This is a genomic window from Halopseudomonas sabulinigri, assembly GCF_900105255.1.
Taxonomy (GTDB): domain Bacteria; phylum Pseudomonadota; class Gammaproteobacteria; order Pseudomonadales; family Pseudomonadaceae; genus Halopseudomonas; species Halopseudomonas sabulinigri.
Genome location: NZ_LT629763.1, coordinates 232,348 through 251,041 on the forward strand (window position 1 = coordinate 232,348; position 18,694 = coordinate 251,041).

At 58.4% G+C, this 18,694-nt stretch carries 14 protein-coding genes and 2 pseudogenes; 8 read left to right on the forward strand and 8 right to left on the reverse strand.

What is annotated here, in order from left to right; all coding sequences use genetic code 11:
* The first annotated feature begins 5 nt into the window (after window positions 1–5).
* Together BLU26_RS01020 and BLU26_RS01025 are read left to right on the forward strand one after the other, a co-directional pair.
* On the forward strand, window positions 6–1,028 hold the full coding sequence (locus tag BLU26_RS01020; protein WP_172830626.1) for an AraC family transcriptional regulator: 1,023 nt from the start codon (window positions 6–8) through the stop codon (window positions 1,026–1,028).
* A gap of 277 nt (window positions 1,029–1,305) precedes the next feature.
* Window positions 1,306–2,019, forward strand: coding sequence for a hypothetical protein (locus BLU26_RS01025; protein ID WP_092283101.1), 714 nt, complete (start codon window positions 1,306–1,308; stop codon window positions 2,017–2,019).
* Window positions 2,020–2,061: 42 nt separating this feature from the next.
* Here BLU26_RS01025 and BLU26_RS18720 read toward each other — a convergent pair.
* Window positions 2,062–2,312 (reverse strand): annotated as a pseudogene (locus BLU26_RS18720) (REP-associated tyrosine transposase); the annotation flags it as partial.
* A gap of 66 nt (window positions 2,313–2,378) precedes the next feature.
* Here BLU26_RS18720 and BLU26_RS18495 point away from each other — a divergent pair.
* Window positions 2,379–2,597, forward strand: a pseudogene (locus BLU26_RS18495) (SAM-dependent methyltransferase); the annotation flags it as partial.
* Window positions 2,598–2,663: 66 nt separating this feature from the next.
* Here BLU26_RS18495 and BLU26_RS01030 read toward each other — a convergent pair.
* The gene (locus BLU26_RS01030; protein WP_157719265.1) at window positions 2,664–3,182 is read right to left on the reverse strand and encodes a peroxiredoxin-like family protein; all 519 of its coding nucleotides are present in this window, start codon (window positions 3,180–3,182) and stop codon (window positions 2,664–2,666) included.
* 345 nt (window positions 3,183–3,527) lie between these two features.
* Between BLU26_RS01030 and BLU26_RS01035 the strand changes: the two genes are divergently transcribed.
* Complete coding sequence (locus BLU26_RS01035) at window positions 3,528–4,760, forward strand: dicarboxylate/amino acid:cation symporter (RefSeq protein WP_092283103.1); 1,233 nt, start codon at window positions 3,528–3,530, stop codon at window positions 4,758–4,760.
* 258 nt (window positions 4,761–5,018) lie between these two features.
* Window positions 5,019–6,125, forward strand: a complete 1,107-nt coding sequence (locus tag BLU26_RS01040; protein ID WP_092283104.1) for a hypothetical protein — start codon at window positions 5,019–5,021, stop codon at window positions 6,123–6,125.
* Between the two features lie 58 nt (window positions 6,126–6,183).
* Here the strand turns inward: BLU26_RS01040 and BLU26_RS01045 are convergent, their stop codons facing one another.
* Window positions 6,184–7,428, reverse strand: a complete 1,245-nt coding sequence (locus BLU26_RS01045; protein WP_092283105.1) for a ribonucleotide-diphosphate reductase subunit beta — start codon at window positions 7,426–7,428, stop codon at window positions 6,184–6,186.
* A gap of 279 nt (window positions 7,429–7,707) precedes the next feature.
* Window positions 7,708–10,593 (reverse strand): ribonucleoside-diphosphate reductase subunit alpha, encoded by a 2,886-nt coding sequence (locus tag BLU26_RS01050; RefSeq protein WP_092283106.1) that lies wholly within the window; start codon window positions 10,591–10,593, stop codon window positions 7,708–7,710.
* A 459-nt stretch (window positions 10,594–11,052) separates the two neighbouring features.
* On the opposite strand from BLU26_RS01050, the gene BLU26_RS01055 reads away from it, so the two are divergent.
* Together BLU26_RS01055 and BLU26_RS01060 are read left to right on the forward strand one after the other, a co-directional pair.
* Window positions 11,053–11,799, forward strand: coding sequence for a response regulator transcription factor (locus BLU26_RS01055; RefSeq protein WP_092283107.1), 747 nt, complete (start codon window positions 11,053–11,055; stop codon window positions 11,797–11,799).
* Window positions 11,796–13,391 (forward strand): ATP-binding protein, encoded by a 1,596-nt coding sequence (locus BLU26_RS01060; protein WP_092283108.1) that lies wholly within the window; start codon window positions 11,796–11,798, stop codon window positions 13,389–13,391. Before BLU26_RS01055 ends, BLU26_RS01060 begins: the two co-directional genes overlap by 4 nt.
* A gap of 76 nt (window positions 13,392–13,467) precedes the next feature.
* On the opposite strand, the gene BLU26_RS01065 is transcribed toward BLU26_RS01060, so the two are convergent.
* The 4 genes from BLU26_RS01065 to BLU26_RS01080 all read right to left on the reverse strand — a co-directional run bounded on the left by BLU26_RS01065 (window position 13,468) and on the right by BLU26_RS01080 (window position 17,482).
* Entirely contained in the window at window positions 13,468–14,091 is a 624-nt protein-coding gene (locus tag BLU26_RS01065) for a QsdR family transcriptional regulator (protein WP_092283109.1), read from the reverse strand.
* 393 nt (window positions 14,092–14,484) lie between these two features.
* Window positions 14,485–15,246, reverse strand: a complete 762-nt coding sequence (locus BLU26_RS01070; RefSeq protein ID WP_092283110.1) for an SDR family oxidoreductase — start codon at window positions 15,244–15,246, stop codon at window positions 14,485–14,487.
* Window positions 15,247–15,421: 175 nt separating this feature from the next.
* Window positions 15,422–16,291 carry an alpha/beta hydrolase family protein gene (locus tag BLU26_RS01075; protein ID WP_092283111.1) on the reverse strand — a complete coding sequence of 290 codons (870 nt, stop codon included), beginning with the start codon at window positions 16,289–16,291 and terminating at the stop codon, window positions 15,422–15,424.
* A 321-nt stretch (window positions 16,292–16,612) separates the two neighbouring features.
* Entirely contained in the window at window positions 16,613–17,482 is an 870-nt protein-coding gene (locus BLU26_RS01080) for an alpha/beta hydrolase family protein (protein ID WP_092283112.1), read from the reverse strand.
* Between the two features lie 476 nt (window positions 17,483–17,958).
* On the opposite strand from BLU26_RS01080, the gene BLU26_RS01085 reads away from it, so the two are divergent.
* Window positions 17,959–18,585 carry a flavin reductase family protein gene (locus BLU26_RS01085; protein WP_092283113.1) on the forward strand — a complete coding sequence of 209 codons (627 nt, stop codon included), beginning with the start codon at window positions 17,959–17,961 and terminating at the stop codon, window positions 18,583–18,585.
* The last annotated feature ends 109 nt before the right edge of the window (window positions 18,586–18,694 follow it).

Sequence of the window (18,694 nt, forward strand, 5' to 3'; positions counted from 1 at the left end):
CGCGTATGAGCACACCCGATCTATTGCCGTCAGGCTTTTTACGAACACTGCAGAATTACGTGCGTGAGCGCGAGTTGCTCGCGCCAGCGCTGCTGGACGAATTGGATCAATACCTGCAATCGCCGACCGTTCCCGCCTACAAGTTCTGCGAGTTGATTGCCGCGGTACGCGAGCAAAACCCGGTCAGCGCACTGGGCATCAGGCTGGGCCTGGCCACCCAACCTAATGATTTTGGCGTCGTCGGCTACATGGTTTCTTACTGCGGTACCCTCGGTCAGGCACTTGCGCGCTACCATCGCTACCACCGCTTGCTGCAGCGTGGCTTGGTATCACGTACCGAGCTGAAAGACGGCGTACTGCACATGCGTTGGCGGCAGGCGGTGGCCAATACACCGCTGGCCTGCGAGTTCAGCCTCGCGGCCTTTGTCAGTTTGTGCCAAGCACTGATTGGCCGGGCCGTGACCCCCATACGGGCGGGTTTGCCCTTCCCGAAGCCGGATGATCTGGGGATTTACCAAGCGCTGCTCGGTTGCAGCGTGGATTTTGACTGCGACGACATCGAACTGGCGATCCCGGCGCACCTGCTGGCACTGCCCATCTCCAGCAAAGACCCCTACCTGCTGCGCTTGCTGGAGCAGCAAGCAAAGGTGCTGCTCAACCAGCTGCCTCAAATGGAAGACGCTCAGGCAGGCGCATCCTTTCACCGCGTGCAGGAGCAGATTCTTGAATCGATGAAAAACGGTGATGTGAGCGCCGTCGCCGTCGCCTCCGCACTGGATTGCTCGGTGCGCACCTTTTATCGCCAACTGCGCAGCGCCGGCTATAGCTATCGCGGCCTGCTGGCGCACACCCGCCACACCATCGCCAGACAATACCTCGCCGACCCCGCGTTGGCGCAAACCGATGTCGCGCTGCTGCTCGGCTATTCCGAACAAAGCTCCTTTATCCGCGCCTTTCGTAGTTGGACCGGCATGACGCCGGGGGAGTACCGGAGTCACTTGCAGCACAAAACCGGGAATCTCGGTTGAGCCTTTTCACGGCTACGCGGGCACACAGCCTTGGACGCTCAGCGTCCATTCACTGACTCTTACCTCAATCTCAAGCAGCCCCACTGCACTGCATAGTGCTGCGCACCGGATTAACGCCAACGCCCAGGCAAATCTGCATAGCTGCGTGTCGCAGCGGGAGGGCTCGCTGGGTCAGCACGGGAACAATCGGTATGGTTAAGGTTCGGATGAAAATGAGAGAAAAATACTCCCGCTACCTGTCGTACAACACCTAGCAAGAGGAGCTTTTGAGCAGCCTATGATTGATTGGATTTTGGCCAACCAAACGCTATTCAACGCGGGCATCAGCACTATCACTGTCCTGGTCTGGATTCTTTACGCGCAGCTGCTTTATTCCGGTTTTCGGCGCCAGCGTACGCCCAGAGTCATCATTAATCGTGGCAGACAGAAAGACCTCAACGCACTGTGTATTATCAGCAACATGAGTCAGGAGGCAATCTATGTGGAATACATACTGGCTACTCTGAGAACATCCCACGGCAAGGTGGTAATGGATGTTACGGATTTTGAGCGATCTTCAGCAGATGTGCAGCATGAGGATAATGACCCCGCAGATACAGCGATGGCGCCTTCGGAAAACCTCCGTGACGATACCCGGCAGGGTCCGCTACTATCGGGTGACTTTATGCACATTGGGACATTTGTTGATCTCGCCAACCGACTGGCACGCGAAGCAGGTATAAAAATGCGAGGGGATCGTCCCGAGGGTGATATCCGCCTGCAGTGTCTGTCGATCCAGATCATAGCCTTGTATGGGCCTGATTCGCGGCCGATCAGCGCTACCCGTGATTTCAATATCCATAGTGATGAAGCTGGCACCACTCTGACGCCCACATCCTGGGCGACGCGCCAGGGCGTTTCTTATCTACATCGCCGGCGCTTGGGCAAGTTCGTAAACGAAATGAACGAAACCAATTTTTCGGTGAGCTCCAGTGTGCGTAAGCAGGAGTAAGCTAGCGCTCCTGCTCTGATGGTTGCCACGCTCTGCGTTCAATCATTCCCAGCCACCAATCTTAATCAGCCCCGTCTGCCCTGCACAATTGCGCGCACTGGAATAACGCCAATGCTAAGGCAAGTCCACATAACCACGCTTTGCCGGGTTCAGGTGAATATAGTCCAGTTTTTGCCGCATCACCCCGGCACTGCACACCAACTCCGCGTGACGGCCTTCCGCCAGAACTGATAATTCCGATCCTGCTTGCGCGTTTTCTTGGCGAAGCTCAAGCGCTGCAGAGTGGACCTGGCACCGCGCTGCGCCAGATGGGTGGGCATCGGGTGTGCGGTCGATTCTCCCGTGAATCGGTTGGCTGAGGCGCACAGCAGCCTTTAAAGTTGCGTGTAGAACGAAGGTGGCCTGATGGCGAGCAGGTATGGAACGACGAGCATCCCATGGTGGCAGTGAGTTTCAGTGAGCTGATTGAATTGCTGGCGCCGTACTTTGACGTGCAGATGCTGGAACATGACTACGAACGGATTCTGCCCTGGGAGGGGTCATCGGGGAATGCGCTTTTTGCCTGCGTAAAGCGCTGAAGCGAATTACTATCGGCCCACGCTAACGCGGGCCGATAAGATGCTGCTGGTGGTATTCAGACCCGGTTAGGCGGTGCCGCGAATCGGGTAGTCTTTCTTCTGAATAAAGGCGATGCCGGACTTCAGCATCTTCAGATCTGGCCGGGAGAAGGGCGCATTGGAGACGTCCATGATGTGCAGCTTGCGGTCGGGACGAATCAGGAAAGTCCCCGGCTCGGCAAAGGGCTGATCGGTCTCGGCACTGCTCATCGGTTCTGAAATGAACAGACCGAGGGTGCGGGCCTCGCTGATAGAGAGGCCGTAGCCAATGGTCATGCTCAAATTACATTCGTCGCGGAATTTTTTTGCCTTTTCTTCCGGGTCGGTGGAAATGGCGATCACCTTTACATTGATCTCTTCGAATTCGCTTTTCATCGCTTCTATCTGGCTCAGATAGCTTTTGCAGATTGGACAGTGCAAGCCTCTGTAGACCACCACCAATTGCCAGGTAGCGCTGTTTTGCTGGCCAAGCTGAATGGTTTGATTGTCCAGGGTCTTCACGGTAACGCTGGGGAGCCGCAGTCCGACTTTCGCTTGCTGAGTCATATTTCCACCTTGCATTGCGAGGATGAGTGTCTTATTGCGACTCGGGTAACCATGCGCGGTTCCGTGATTGTTTGTCTGCCTCTGCTCGGCCGTCGCTCGCGTTTGCAAGCTCCGAGTCCTATCAGCTGTATGCAGTAGAAGCTACCGGGTTAGAATTCGCCTTTACCAAATCGTGCCAAGCTGACGAAAGTCACGGCTGATATCGCAGCACCGGGCCTCCGCCAACGTACAGTTGCGACAGATGTTACACGGCGGTTGGCGGGATTCCTGCCAGCCGCGCTCACCATTCATGACCGTATGGGTGGTTTGGACGTGAGGTACCTCAGTTAATTCAGAGAGAATTTTATGCAAGCGCTGTTCAAAAAATACACGGAATCATCTCTGATACTTCGCATCACTATCGCCTTGCTGTTGGGCGTTGGCGTTGGTCTGTTTGCCAGCCAATCGGTCGTAGACCTGCTTGCTCCTCTGGGTGAGCTGCTCTTGCGGCTACTGAAGTTTCTAATTGCCCCCATCGTTCTGTTTACCCTGATCATGGGAGTAAATCAGGGCGACATTGGTGGAGTGGGGCGCCTGGGGAAAAAAACCATTGCCTGGTATTTACTCTCTACGGCCATTGCCATGATCGTCGGTATTGCCGTGGCCACCATACTAGCCCCCGGTACTGGTATGCAGCTGGATAGCGAGGCGGTAGTCGAGGTCAAGAATCAGGCGAGTATCGTGCAGGTGCTGCTGAGTATCGTGCCTGACAATTTGTTCGCCGCCTTTGCGCAGCTGAACATGCTCGGCATCATATTTACCGCATTGACCTTTGGCGTTGCCCTGCTGAAACTGCGTGAATCACCGGCATATGGCACAGCCGCCAAACAGGTGCTGACGGTCGTGGAGGGGCTTAACGCAGCTACCATGATGATCATGCGTGGCGTGCTGCATTACCTGCCCATCGGCATATTCGCTATCGTGGCTGGCACCGTTGCCGAACAGGGCACTGAGACCATCAAGTCCCTGGCAGGCATGGTTTTGGTGCTGTACATCGCCTTGATCGTACATGCGGGTTTGTACGTTCTCGCCATGCTGGTATCGGGCGTCAGGCTGGGCAAATTTATCCGCCACGCTAGAACGCCGGTCATTACCGCCTTCGCCACTCAAAGCAGCTCCGGCACCTTGCCCATCACGATGAATGCGGCCAGCAGCATGGGGCTATCCCACCGCGTTTCCAGTTTCATGTTGCCCCTTGGCGCCACCATCAATATGGATGGCGCCGCCATCCGAATCGCAATATCCGCCGTCTTTGCTGCCAACGTAATAGGCGTGCCGCTGGACCTGATGCAGATGGTGCAAATAGTGATTGTCGGCACCCTCGCCACCATAGGTACGGCAGGCGTGCCAGGCGCTGGACTCGTGATGATCGCCACCGTCTTCGCTCAGGTGGGATTACCCATAGAAACGGTCGCTCTGCTCGCTGCCATTGACGCGCTAGTCGGCATGGGCGCGACGGCACTGAACGTCACTGGGGATTTGGTGGGTTCGGCGATTATCGATCGGAGTGAGAAAGACGATGGTGTTGAGGTTGAGTGACCCTAATTGATCATTCCCACGCTCTGCGTGGGAACGAACATTCGCCGCTTTACCTAGCGAGACCTTCGGTATAATTTCGGTTGATACAAAACTCAGGAACATGAAGTCACTATACACAGGCTTCAATCAAACACGGACGCTATGAAAAACATCACTCGGTCCAACACGGTTCAGGTTCGTGATGGTTTCCACGCTCTGCGAGGGAATCCGTCTGGTGATGCCCCGCGTCTCAACGATCATCAGAAGGAGCGTTGAGAGATGTGGACCATTCGGCAGTTTTCATTCCTGGTTCTTGTGGTTCTTTTTAGTCCTCTGGCTAAAGGCTGGAACTTGTTCTCGGATGATATCAGTGTTGCTTTGACCGTTGTGGATGAACAGGGAAAAGCCATTCCTTATCCTACGGTCTGGGGGTACGTACTACCAAGGTCCAAGCCCGAATCAATAAATGGCGAAGATCTTTGGCGATTGACCATGCGCTACCGCTCATCTTTTGAATTCGCTACTGCTTATAATCGGATAATACCTAGCTTGCTTGTTATGCCAATGGGTAATTCCGATGGAAAGGCAAGCTTTAAAGTCGATTATGAATTTCTTGAAGGAAGAGGCAATAAGCGCCCTGCGGCCCTGCAGGTTGGCTTTACGGTTATGAAAAATGGCTATTTGCCGGCTAGAGCCTATTTTTCTGTCGGGCGGGAATCTCGTCTATCGGCTGATGTTGTCCTAAAGCGAGATCCTGAGCATAAGCCGGAGATGCAGCCGTACATACAAGAGTATGAACGGGTACGCTACGAGTTGTCAGACCCTAATCGAAATGAAACCTTGCGGTCTACTGCCCATAAGGATACAGCTGAACTGCGCCAATCGCTGTTGTCCGCAGCGAAGCAGGCTATGAATGCGGGTGATGATTCTGCTGCCGCACGGATTTATACCAGGCTGATTTATGCGCCGAGCACGATGATCTACAACGGGCAGGTGACCGGCTGGGCACAGCAGGAGCCCAGGTCCGATGAGTCGTTAAGTTATTTGAAGGAGGCCTATAGGCTGGCCCCGGATAATATATATATCGCAGCGACTTATGTTAACACGATGGCGTATGAAGAGTTTAAAGTTCCTGGAAGCGGGCCTTTATCTAAGAGAAGTGATGAGGTCCGTGTAGCATTTTCAATCTTTTTAACTGAGTTGGATGATTTGTTGCTAAAGAATAAAAAGCAAGTGTGGCCTGGATTTCTATGGGAGCAGGCAAATTGGCATGACTATCATGGAGCTGCTGGGGAAAGACAAGTTGCGCTTGATCTCTTGGAGCAGCTTTACGAAGATGAACCGAAGTATATGGGCCGAGAAGAGATGTTCCGTTTTTATAGATGAAAATTGATGGTTCCCACGCTGAGCGTGGGAACGGTCAAGGTTAGCGGTCAGAAGCTTATCAATCCCAGCTCAAAGCCCCACCTGTCTGATACTCAATCACCCGCGTCTCAAAGAAGTTCTTCTCTTTCTTCAAGTCCATGATTTCGCTCATCCACGGGAAGGGGTTGCTGGTACCGGGGTACTCTTCCTTCAGGCCGATTTGGGTCAAGCGTCGGTTGGCGATGAACTTGAGATAGTCTTCCATCATGGCGGCGTTCATGCCGAGTACGCCGCGGGGCATGGTGTCGCGGGCGTATTCGATTTCCAGTTGGGTGCCTTGCAGGATCATCTGCGTGGCTTCGTCCTTCATGGCGGCATCCCACAGGTGCGGGTTTTCGATCTTGATCTGGTTGATCACGTCGATGCCGAAGTTCAGGTGCATGGATTCGTCACGCAGGATGTACTGGAACTGCTCGGCGACGCCGGTCATTTTGTTGCGGCGGCCCATGGAGAGAATCTGGGTAAAGCCACAGTAGAAGAACACACCTTCCAATACGCAGTAGTAAGCGATCAGGTTGCGCAGCAGTTCTTTGTCGGTCTCGACGGTGCCGGTGTTAAAGGTCGGGTCGGAGATCGAGCGGGTGTACTTGAGGCCCCAGGCGGCTTTTTTCGCGACGCTGGGAATCTCGTGGTACATGTTGAAGATTTCGCCTTCATCCATGCCCAGCGACTCGATGCAGTACTGGTAGGCGTGGGTGTGGATGGCTTCTTCAAAGGCCTGGCGCAGGATGTACTGGCGGCACTCGGGGTTGGTGATCAGGCGGTAGACGGCCAGCACCAGGTTGTTGGCGACCAGGGAGTCGGCGGTAGAGAAGAAGCCGAGGTTGCGCTTGACGATGCGGCGCTCGTCTTCGGTGAGGCCGTCGGCGCTTTTCCATAGGGCGATGTCGGCGGTCATGTTGACCTCTTGCGGCATCCAGTGGTTGGAGCAGCCGTCGAGGTACTTCTGCCAGGCCCATTCGTATTTGAACGGCACCAGCTGGTTGAGGTCGGCGCGGCAGTTGATCATCTGCTTGGCGTCTACGTTGACGCGCGCGGCGGAGCCTTCCAGGTCTTCGAGACCTTCTTCAATGTCCAGATTATCCAGTGCGGCTTTGGCGCGGGCGATGGCGGCGGAGTCGTTGCCGTCCACGTTGCGGGCCTGTTCGGCCTTGGCGGCGGCTTGTTGATCCAGCGCGCTGTTGTCTTGCACCGGGGCTGCGGCTTTGGCAGCGGCGGGTGCGGCGGTGGTGTCTTCGCTATCGAATTCGTCCCAGCTGAGCATGGGTTTGGCTCCCTTTGGTCGCCCGCCTCAAGCGATAAGCTTCAAGCGGCAAGTTGTTTGGTGCGGCGGGCCGAGCGGCGTTGCTGCCAGCTCGGGGTCCCTATTGGTTCTGTTTGATTCCCGCCTGGCGGGAAGGTCTTGATGTCTTTGCGGCCTAAGCGCCTGGCTGAGCGAGTGAGCGCTAGGCGCCGGGCTGGCCGGACCCGGGAGCGTACTCATGTACGTGACCGGGTTCGGTCGGCTCGGCAACAACGCGGGCGCCGCTCAGATACGTGCGTTTTATTGACACGCCTCGCAGTCCGGATCATCGATGGAGCAGGCCTGCGGCAGCGGCGCCGGGCCAGCGGGTGCGGCGGTGATAGCCGGCGCGCTGCCGCTGGAAACGGCGTTCAGCTTGCCGGTGTTGACCGTCGACTTCTCGGTGCTGGTGGCGGCCAGGGCACGGAGGTAGTAGGTGGTTTTCAGGCCACGGAACCACGCCATGCGGTAGGTCACGTCCAGCTTTTTGCCGGAGGCGCCGGCGATGTACAGGTTCAGCGACTGCGCCTGATCGATCCATTTCTGGCGGCGGCTGGCGGCTTCGACGATCCACTTGGTTTCCACTTCAAAGGCGGTGGCGTACAGCGCCTTGAGGTCATCGGGGATGCGGTCGATCTGCTGTACCGAGCCATCGTAGTACTTGAGGTCGTTGACCATGACCGAATCCCACAGGCCGCGAGCTTTCAGGTCGCGCACCAGGTAGGGGTTGATCACGGTGAACTCGCCCGACAGGTTCGATTTGACGTACAGGTTCTGGTACGTCGGCTCGATCGACTGCGAGACGCCGGTGATGTTGGCGATGGTCGCGGTGGGGGCGATGGCCATGATGTTGGAGTTGCGAATGCCTTTCTTGGCGCGCTCGCGCACCGGCTCCCAATCCAGGGTGCTGCTGCGGTCGACTTCAATGTACTTGGCGCCACGCTGCTCGGTGAGAATGTCGAGCGAGTCGTAGGGCAGGATGCCCTTGGACCACAGCGAGCCCTCGAAGCTGGAGTAGCTGCCGCGCTCTTCGGCCAGGTCACAGGAGGCCTGGATGGCGTAGTAGCTGATGGCTTCCATCGACTGGTCGGCGAAGGCCACGGCCTCGTTGGAGCCGTAGGGGATGTGCTGCAGGTAGAGCGCATCCTGAAAGCCCATCAGACCGAGGCCCACGGGGCGGTGCTTGAAGTTGGAGTTCTTTGCCTGGGGCACCGAGTAGTAGTTGATGTCGATCACGTTATCGAGCATGCGCACGGCGGTGCGCACGGTGCGCTCCAGCTTGGCGGTGTCCAGCTTGCCATCGGTGATGTGGTGCACCATGTTGACCGAGCCCAGGTTACACACGGCGATTTCATCGGCGCTGGTGTTCAGGGTGATCTCGGTGCACAGGTTCGAGCTGTGTACCACGCCTGCGTGCTGCTGCGGGCTGCGCAGGTTGCAGGCGTCCTTGAAGGTCAGCCAGGGGTGGCCCGTCTCGAACAGCATGCTGAGCATCTTGCGCCATAGGTCGGCGGCCTTGATGGTCTTGTGCAGTTTGAGTTTGCCGTACTCGGTGAGCGCTTCGTAGTACTCGTAACGCTCCTCGAAGGCTTTGCCGGTCAGGTCGTGCAGGTCAGGCACGTCGGACGGGGAGAACAGCGTCCACTGGCCGTCTTCGAAGACGCGCTTCATGAACAGGTCAGGAATCCAGTTGGCGGTGTTCATGTCGTGGGTGCGGCGACGGTCGTCACCGGTGTTCTTGCGCAGCTCGAGGAATTCTTCGATGTCGAGGTGCCAGGTTTCCAGATAGCCGCACACCGCGCCCTTGCGCTTGCCGCCCTGGTTGACTGCCACGGCGGTGTCGTTGACCACTTTCAGGAAGGGCACTACGCCCTGCGACTGGCCGTTGGTGCCCTTGATGTAGGCGCCCATGGCGCGCACGGGCGTCCAGTCGTTACCCAGGCCGCCGGCAAACTTGGACAGCATGGCGTTATCGTGGATGGCCTTGTAAATGCCGGACAGCTCGTCGGGGACCGTGGTCAGGTAGCAGCTGGACAGCTGCGGGCGCAGGGTGCCGGCGTTGAACAGGGTCGGCGTGGAGGCCATGTAGTCGAAGCTGGAAATCAGGTTATAGAACTCGATGGCGCGGGCGTTTTTGTCCTGCTCTTCAATGGCCAGACCCATGGCCACGCGCATGAAGAAGATCTGCGGCAGCTCGATGCGGGTGCCTTCACGGTGCAGGAAGTAACGGTCGTACAGGGTCTGCAGGCCCAGGTAGCCAAACAGTTGGTCGCGGTCGTGGTTGATCGCCGCGCCCAGCGCTTCAAGGTCGAACTCGGCCAGCTTGGCGTCAAGTAGTTCGTATTCGATGCCGGCCTTGATGTAGACCGGCAGGGTCTTGGCGTACAGCTCGGCCATGTCGGTATGGGTGGCGCTGCTGGCCACGCCCAGGTGGCCCAGGGCTTCGGCGCGCAGGTTGTCGAGCAGCAGGCGGGCAGTGACCTGGCTGTAGTTGGGCTCGCGCTCAACCAGGGTGCGGGCGGTCATCACCATGGCGGTATTCACATCCAGCTGGGTCACGCCGTCGTACAGGTTCTTCAGGGTTTCCTGCTCGATGTGCTTGGCGTCGACTTCCGCCAGGCCGTCGCAGGCCTCCTGAATCACGGTGCGCAGGCGGCCCATGTCGAGCGGTTGACGGCTGCCGTCGGCCAAGGTGACGCGGATGCTGGGGTGGGCATCGGCCGGCGCAGCGGCCTGACGCTCTTGGCGCTGGCGCGCGTGCTCTTCGCGGTACAGCACGTAGCTGCGGGCGGTCTTCTGCTCGCCGGAGCGCATCAGTGCCAGTTCTACCTGGTCCTGAATTTCTTCAATGTGCAGGGTGCCGCCGGAGGGCAGGCGACGCTTGAAGATGGCGCTGATGGTGTCAGTCATCTCGTCCACGATCTGGCGGATGCGCGAAGACGCGGCCGCCTGGCCGCCCTCCACGGCAAGAAATGCCTTGGTCATGGCGACGCGAATCTTGTCGTCGGTGTAGGGCACCAGGGTGCCGTTGCGCTTGATGACGCGCAATTGACCGGGTGCGCTCATCTGCAGATCGTCGTTCTGCTGTTCTTGCTCGGCATGCACGTGAGAGGTTTGGTTACTGCTGGCTGACGGGGTAGCGTGCATGACAGGCTCCTTTGTTGGGCACGAATGTTGGACACAAACACAATATGTAGTGTTGGCTGAGGCGCTGCTGCGATGGCGTCGGCAGCGCGATCTATCAATAAAATGGCTGGTTTCAGCCCTTGACGTGGCCGGGTAGGCTGTGAAGGTTAACCATATATATGGTTGTCTGAAACGGCATTGGCACAAGATAGTGTGTGATCTGGGTTGTGGCAAGCCGATTTTTTCATTGTTTTTTTGCCCTTGGGGCTTGACCATCGGTGCACCCAAGAGCGCGCGCTGCTTGCACGGCATTTTTGCTTTTTACTAGATATGGTGATTACTGTGAGCTGCGCCACAACAAAGCGTCGGCGCGGCAAAATACTGTTGCAGCCATGGTGTTTTCCGAGTGCCCCGGCTCTGTCTCGCGGGTGTTACAATCGCCGACCAATTGCGGTGAGCAGTCTTGGCAAGGTGGTGGGGATGGAAACGGATAAAGGTACTCTCAAAGATACGCTGCAAGATCAGGGCACCATTCTGATTGTCGAAGACGACCAGAAGCTGGCCGGCCTGATCAGCGACTTTCTGCAGCAGCAGGGCCTGACGGTCGCGCTGGAGGCAGACGGCAGTGCAGCGGTGCAGCGTATTCTGGATACGCAGCCGGCACTGGTGGTGCTGGATCTGATGCTGCCCGGTGAAGATGGCCTGTCCATCTGCCAGCGGGTACGCGAGGCGGGGTTTGCCCGTCCCATTCTCATGCTGACTGCGCGCAGTGAAGATCAGGATCACATTCGTGGCCTGGAACTGGGCGCTGACGACTACGTCAACAAGCCGGTACGCCCGCAGGTGTTGCTGGCGCGTATCCGCGCGCTGCTGCGCCGCTCGGCCGAGCCGGAAGACAGTGGCAATACCACGCGTCTGAGCTTTGGCAATCTGCTGATCGACAACGACCGCCGTGAAGCCTGGTTGAGCAGCGAATTGATCGAGCTGACCGGCGCCGAATTCGATCTGCTCTGGCTGCTGGCCAGCAACGCCGGCCGTATCCTCAGCCGCGAAGAGATCTTTGTCTCGCTGCGTGGCATCGAGTACGACGGTCAGGACCGCTCCATTGACGTACGCATTTCGCGCATTCGTCCCAAGATCGGTGACGACCCCGAGATCCCCCGCATGATCAAGACTGTACGCAGCAAAGGTTACCTGTTCGTCGCACCGGGCCCGGAACAGCAGTGAACTCCATTTTTATCCGCATCTACGGCGGCATGCTGTTGGTGCTGATTGCGGTGTCCTGTCTGGCCTTGATCAGTATTCGCCTGGTCAATGATGTGCGCGCGGAAGATTATCGTGAGCGTATGGCAACCGGCACCTTTCGGCTGATGGCCGACAACCTGGAACCCATGGATACCGCTGAGCGGCAGAAGGCCCTTGCGGTGTGGTCGCGGTTGATTGGCGTGCCGCTGGAGCTCAATTCGCTGGATGATCTGGGGCTGGAAGCCAGCAACTGGTCGCGCCTGATTCGTGGGCGAGTGCTGGTGCGCACGCGCGGGCCGGACGAAGTGCGGGTGTTCAGCCTGGTTGATCTCGCGGATGAGGTGGTGCTGACCGCCGACATTCAGCGTATCTCTGAGCAACTGGGCCGTGCCACGCTATTTCTGATTGCCGATGAACTGGTGCGCCACGCCGATACCGAGATGCCGCGCTGGCTATCGGAGCTGCGCCGTGACAAGGGCTTTGGCTACCCGCTGCGGCTCACACGCCTGGCCGAGGCTGACCTGGATGCCGACCAGCTGCGCCGCCTGGATGAGTTCGACACCGTGCTCAGCCTTGGGCCGGAAGGCAACTCGGTGATGATGTACATGAAGATCCCGGACACCGAATGGGTGCTCAGCATGGGCCCGGTGTATCAGATGCAGGACTATCCCACCGAGATGCTGCTGATCACCGGCCTGCTGGCACTGTCGCTGAGCGGTCTGCTGATCTACCTGCTGGTGCGACAGCTCGAACAGCGGTTGATGAATCTGGAATCCGCTGCGCTGCACATTACCCGGGGCAATCTGGATGCGCGTGCCGAGGTGATCGGCAACGACTCCGTGGGGAGTCTGGCGCGGGCATTCAACGATATGGCGCGCCACCTGCAGCGGCTGATGAATATTCAGCAGGAAATGATTGGCGCCATATCGCATGAGCTGCGTACCCCGGTTGCACGCCTGCGCTTTGGGCTCGAGATGGTGGAAACCGCCGGCAGCGAAGACGCGTTGAAGCGCTATCTGGACAGCATGGACGGTGACCTGACCGAGTTGGACAAGCTGGTTGACGAGATCTTGACCTACGCCAGGCTCGAGCAGGGCGCGCCGGCGCTGGTGCTGGAACCGGTCGACGTCTCGGCGGTGATCGAGCAGGTGATGGCCGAGCTACGGCCGATCAATCCCCAGGTGCTGATTGAATACAATGATCGCTCACGTGGTAGGGCTGGCTGGGTGGATGCCGAGAAGCGTTACCTGCACCGCGCCATCACCAACCTGGTGAGCAATGCCGCACGGCATGCCGGTAGCCGCGTGCAGGTCAGTACGCGGGTGCTCGGCGGACGCTGCCGGGTCACCGTGGAAGATGACGGGCCGGGCATTCCCGAGCGCTACCGTGAACACATCTTTACTCCCTTCCTGCGCCTGGATGATAGCCGTACGCGGGCCAGTGGTGGTTATGGGCTGGGGCTATCCATCGTACGGCGGGTGGCCTACTGGCATCGTGGCCATGTGGCGGTGGAGGCGTCGGAAGGGCTCGGCGGGGCAGCCTTCATTATCGAATGGCCGCTGCGCCGACAGTAGCGCAGGCCCACGCGTGCGTCGGCACGCGTGGGTTGTCTCGCTGGCCGCGTGGGCTGGATCAGCGCTGCGCGGGTGCTCAGGCCTGGTGGCCGTTCACCAGCAGCCGGAAGGCGGTGGCAGCGGGCGTGGGGTCTGGCTTGCGGGCGCAGATCAGGTCGCAATAGATAGCGCCTTCGCCAATCTTGACGATGTACAGCGCCAGGCTATCGGCATCCATCTCGGGGTTGATCTTGCCGGCTTTGATCTGCTCGTCGAACATTTTGCGCCAGGTGTCCATCAAGCGTTCGTGCAAACCCGAGACCCGCGAGGTCAGCAGCTGCAAACCCCACTGTGGCTCGGCCTGCAGGAAGTCGTGCATGGGCTTGGCGTTGATCAGGGCGACGTTGATGTCGGTGTAAATCTGCGTCAGGTAGTCGATGCCATCAAGCCCTGGCGTTTGATCGGCACGGGCAATCGCCTCATCGTAGATGCGCTTGTACAGCGACCAGAGAATCTCGCCCATCAGCAGATCCTTGTTACCCACCCAGCGCATCAGGGTGGCGCGGCCAATCCCCAGCTCTTCTGCCAGTAAAGACAGATTCAAGCGTCTGCCTTCCAGCCACCAGCTACGCGCCATGCGAAAGGCGCTGAGGGGCGTTGCACGTTCATCGGACTTGCGTTTGGACAGTGCCAGCGCCAAGGGGGTCTGTTGGGTGCTCATAGTGTCTGCCTAGCCAGTATGGTTCTCGTTATGTGCGAGCATGGTAGCAATTGTGATACCAAGAATGAAAGTGTCCCGACTCTGAATCAGAGGTTAATCGTTAGTAAATAAGACTTTGGGCTCATGCTGAGGGTGATTCAGAGCATCTTTATCATCGGGGGGATGACTTGGGGTTTTTTAGTTAATTGGGGATTTGTATCGCGGGCGGACGATCTGCACTGAGTGCTGTGCCCAGGCTGGCTAAAGCTGTGAGATGCATTGACGGGCATCACCGCTGGGCAAAGCGAATGCAGAAGAGTAGCCGCGCCGCCCGTTGAACGATGGCCGCCCCGGGTTCCCGGCGGGGGCGGCCAGAGCGGTGGGCTAGCATTGCGGCTCGCCCGGCGGCGCGGATTATCCCCGACCAATAAACGGCATCTTGGTCGCCATGATGGTCATGAACTGAATGTTGCTCTCCAGCGGCAATTCGGCCATTTGTACGACCGCCTGCGCCACGTGCTCCACGTCCATTACCGCTTCGGCTGAGATCTGGCCATTGGCCTGGGGTACACCCCGTTGCATGGGAACGGCCATGTCGGTCGCGGCATTGCCGATGTCGATCTGGCCGCAGGCGATGTTGTACTTGCGGCCATCCAACGAGGTGGATTTGGTCAAGCCGGTCATCGCGTGCTTGGAGGCGGTGTAGGGCGCGGAGTTGGGGCGCGGTGCGTGGGCAGAGATGGAGCCGTTGTTGATGATACGCCCGCCCATGGGTGACTGCGCCTGCATCAGCTTGAACGCCTGCTGGGTGCACAGAAAGGCGCCGGTGAGGTTGGTGTCTATAGTGGCGCGCCAGTGCTCGAACTGCAGCTCTTCAAGCGGTACCGGCGGCGCGCCGGTGCCGGCATTGTTGAACACCAGGTCGAGGCGGCCAAAACGCGCTTTGATTTCACCGAACAGCGCGGCCACGGAGTCCGGCTCACGTACATCACATGCTACCACCAGCGCTTGGTCTGCCAGCTCTGCTGCATCGGCCAGCGAGGCTTGCAGCTTGCCCAGGTTGCGTCCCGCCAGCGCTACCTGATAACCCGCGCGTAACAGGGCCAATGCCGTGGCGCGACCTATGCCGGTGCCGGCGCCGGTAACCAGGGCAACTTTGCGAGGGTGAGAGGTCATGCTTGTTCTCCTGCTGAGCGATTTGCCGCAAGCATACAACAGGAACGCGCAGACATCTGTCGCCTGTGAGACAGGTGCCGGGCTCTAGGGCCTAAAAAAAAACGGCGGTCTGCCGAAGCAGTCCGCCGTGGTCGGGACAGGTCACGCCGAGCCGATAAGCCCGGCGCGCGGTAGCTTAGTTGATGCCCTTGCGGCGTACGTCCCAGTCGCGATCCGAGCACAGGCCGCAGTTGCTGCCGTAGAACGTGTTCTCGGCTGACTGGTCGTCCATCAGGTGATAACGGAACCAGGCTGTAGCGGGCCCGCGGAAGTCGCCGGCATTGCCGACCGGCTCAAAGTGGCTCGCGCCGCTCAGCTCACCCCAGAACACTGGCACGTTGGCGCGGTTGTATACCGGCAGTGAATTCAGTGTGGGCGAGGCGATGGTGTCAGCACTGCCGGACATCAGGAACATCGGACCATTCTGATTGCTTTGCGAGGAGCTGCTGTGACCCAGGCCGATAGTGTAGGGCTGGAAGGGGGCAGTAGCTTTGATGCGGTAGTTCTGCCCAGCCATGATGGTACCGCCGCCACCCTGCGAGTGGCCGGCAGCGCCAATGCGGTTGAGGTCAAGCTTGCCCGCATAGGTGCCGCTGCTGCGGTTGTTCTGATCGACCAGATAGTCGACACAGTTGAGCATGTCTTGCCCGGTACCGGCATTGGAGGTGTTGGCCGCAATCACCACGAAGCCATGGCTGGCCCAGTGGGTCAGCAGTGCAGAATAGGTGCTGGGTGAGGCGGTAGTGCCGTTGCCCCAAACGATAATCGGGTGCTTGCGGCCGCTGGCACCAAGGGTGCTGGGGCGGAAAACCGTACAGCTGAAGCCGGCGCTGCCGCTGGTGGTGGAGAAGGAACCGCTGGAGCTGAAACTGGATACACCGGGAAAACCTGTGCCGGTCGGGTCGCTGCTGCCACCGCCACCACCACCGGGATTGGTTGCCAGCGCGGCGGAAGAGAAGGCGAGACCCAGTGCGATGGCCGCCAGCTTGAATGCGGGTGCTTTCATGGTTAATTCCTTTAGTCGGTTCATTGTTGTTGTGCTGGGCGGATGGCGAATAACGACTTTGCGATCACGCCGAATGAGCACCTTAGTTGCTGCCGCTGGCAAATAAACTCGCCTGTTTGGGTGGCGTATAATGTTGGGGTGTTTGCGAAAATTTAATATTGTTTTAAAGGTGGTCTGTAACTTTATGATGTTGTTGCTATTGCGGGGCGCGGTTTGTTTTATTGCGGTTTTATAGGGGGGTGGTCGCTCACCCGAATGGGGGTATTTGAAACGGCGGAGCAACTTGCAGTTGCATCCGCCGCCATGGCAAAGCGGCCGTTTTTAGTTGATACCTTTGCGGCGTACTTCCCAGTCATTGTCGGTGCACAGATCACAATTGCTGCCGTAGAACAGCTCGCCAGCGCTCTGGTCATCCATCAGGTGATAGCGGAACCAGGCGGTCGAGGGGCCGCGAAAGTCGCCGGCATCGCCGACTGGCTCAAAGTGACTGGCACCGGCAAGTTCACCCCAGAACACCGGCACGTTGGCGCGGTTATAGACGGGCAGGGAGTTCAGGTTGGGTGCTGCAATGGTATCGGCGCTGCCGGACATGAGGAACATCGGCCCGCTTTGGTTGCTCTGTGACGAGCTGCTGTGGCCCAGCCCGATAGTATAGGGCTGGAAGGGCGCGGTGGCTTTGATGCGTGGGTCCTGCCCGGCCATGATGGTGCCGCCGCCGCCCTGCGAATGACCGGCAGTGCCGACGCGATTCAGGTCGAGCTTGTTAGCGTAAGTGCCTGAGCTGCGGTTGTTTTGTGTAGTCAGGTAATCGAGGCAATCGAGCATCTCTTCGCCGGTGCCGGCGTTGGACGTATTGGCCGCGATGACCACAAAGCCCTGGCTGGCCCAGTGTTCCAGCAGGTCGGCGTAGGTGCTGGGGGATGCGGTGGTGCCGTTGCCCCAGACGATAATCGGGTGCTTCAGGTTATTCGCTCCCAGGGTGCTGGGGCGAAAGACGGTGCAGCTCAGGCCGGCGCTGCCATCGGTAGTAGCGAAGGAGCCAGTAGCAGCAAAATCGGTTACGCCCGGAAAGCCGGTGCCGGTCGGATCGGCGGTGCCGCCGCCGCCACCGCCGGGGTTGGTTGCCAGCGCAGCGGTCGACAGCGCCATACCCAGAGTGAGGGCAGTAAACTTGAGTGCAGATGTTTTCATGATGAATCCCTTGTTGTTGATATTGTCTGTTCCGCAATGGAAGTAAGAAACTAGTAAGAAGTCCGTTACCCGCGGAGAAGGGACGCTAACTTTCGCGGCAGGCCAATAAACTAACCTGAATGGGTGAGATGAACCCTTTCGTGAAGTGGGTCCGTTATTGATAGTTTGCTTGTGCGTTACCTCGCAGTTTGGATTTTTAAATTGATGGCGTTTTGCTCGCGTTGTAATGGCGTGCGGATATTAAGTTTATGTATCTATCGCTGAAAGTGTATTGTCTGCGGATTTTGTTATTGTGCTGTTTTTGTTTATTGCATGAGACTAAATTAGCCGGTGTAAGAGTGACTTTACCCTTTTAAACTCTGCCGGATGCTGTGCGCTTATCCCCCGGCGATCTTGCCAGCAGGGCAGCGGGTGGTTGGCCTGCGCCCGAGGATGGGCTACAAAGAAGGCGTCTTTTCACCTGTCGGGATGCTTTGATGTCTGACGATCCGTACTACTACGAACCCGCGCTGGGCCATGGCCTGCCACACGACCCTTTCAACGCGATTATCGGGCCACGGCCCATCGGTTGGATTTCATCGCAGGACGCCCAGGGTCGCCTGAATCTGGCGCCCTACAGTTTCTTCAACGCCTTCAATTACACCCCGCCGATCATTGGCTTCGCCAGTGTGGGGCGCAAGGACAGCCTCAACAACATAGAAGCAACCGGTGAGTTCGCCTGGAGTCTGGTGACCCGGCCGCTAGCCGAGGCGATGAACCAGAGCTGCGCGGCGGTCGCGCCCGAGGTAGACGAGTTTGAACTGAGTAGCCTGACGCCCGCTGCCTCGCGGCGCATTGCCGTACCACGTGTGGCGCAGAGCCCGGTGAGCTTTGAATGCAAAGTGACGCAAATACTGCAGCTGCAGGGGGTAGATCAGGTCAAGGTGCCCACCTGGCTGATACTGGGCGAAGTGGTGGCGGTACATATTGCCAGGCACCTGCTCAAGGAGGGTATTTACGATACCGCCGCGGCTGAGCCTGTGCTGCGTGGCGGCGGGCCGGCGGATTATTTTCAACCGGGGCCGGAGTCGCTGTTTCGCATGTGGCGCCCCTCGATGAACTGATCATCGGGATCCTCTGGCACAGAGCTGCGTATACCCCCCACAAGGGGGGTAATCATCTGCCGCACTGCTGGCTAGCATCGACAGTCATGTTTTCAATAAAAAAGAGAAC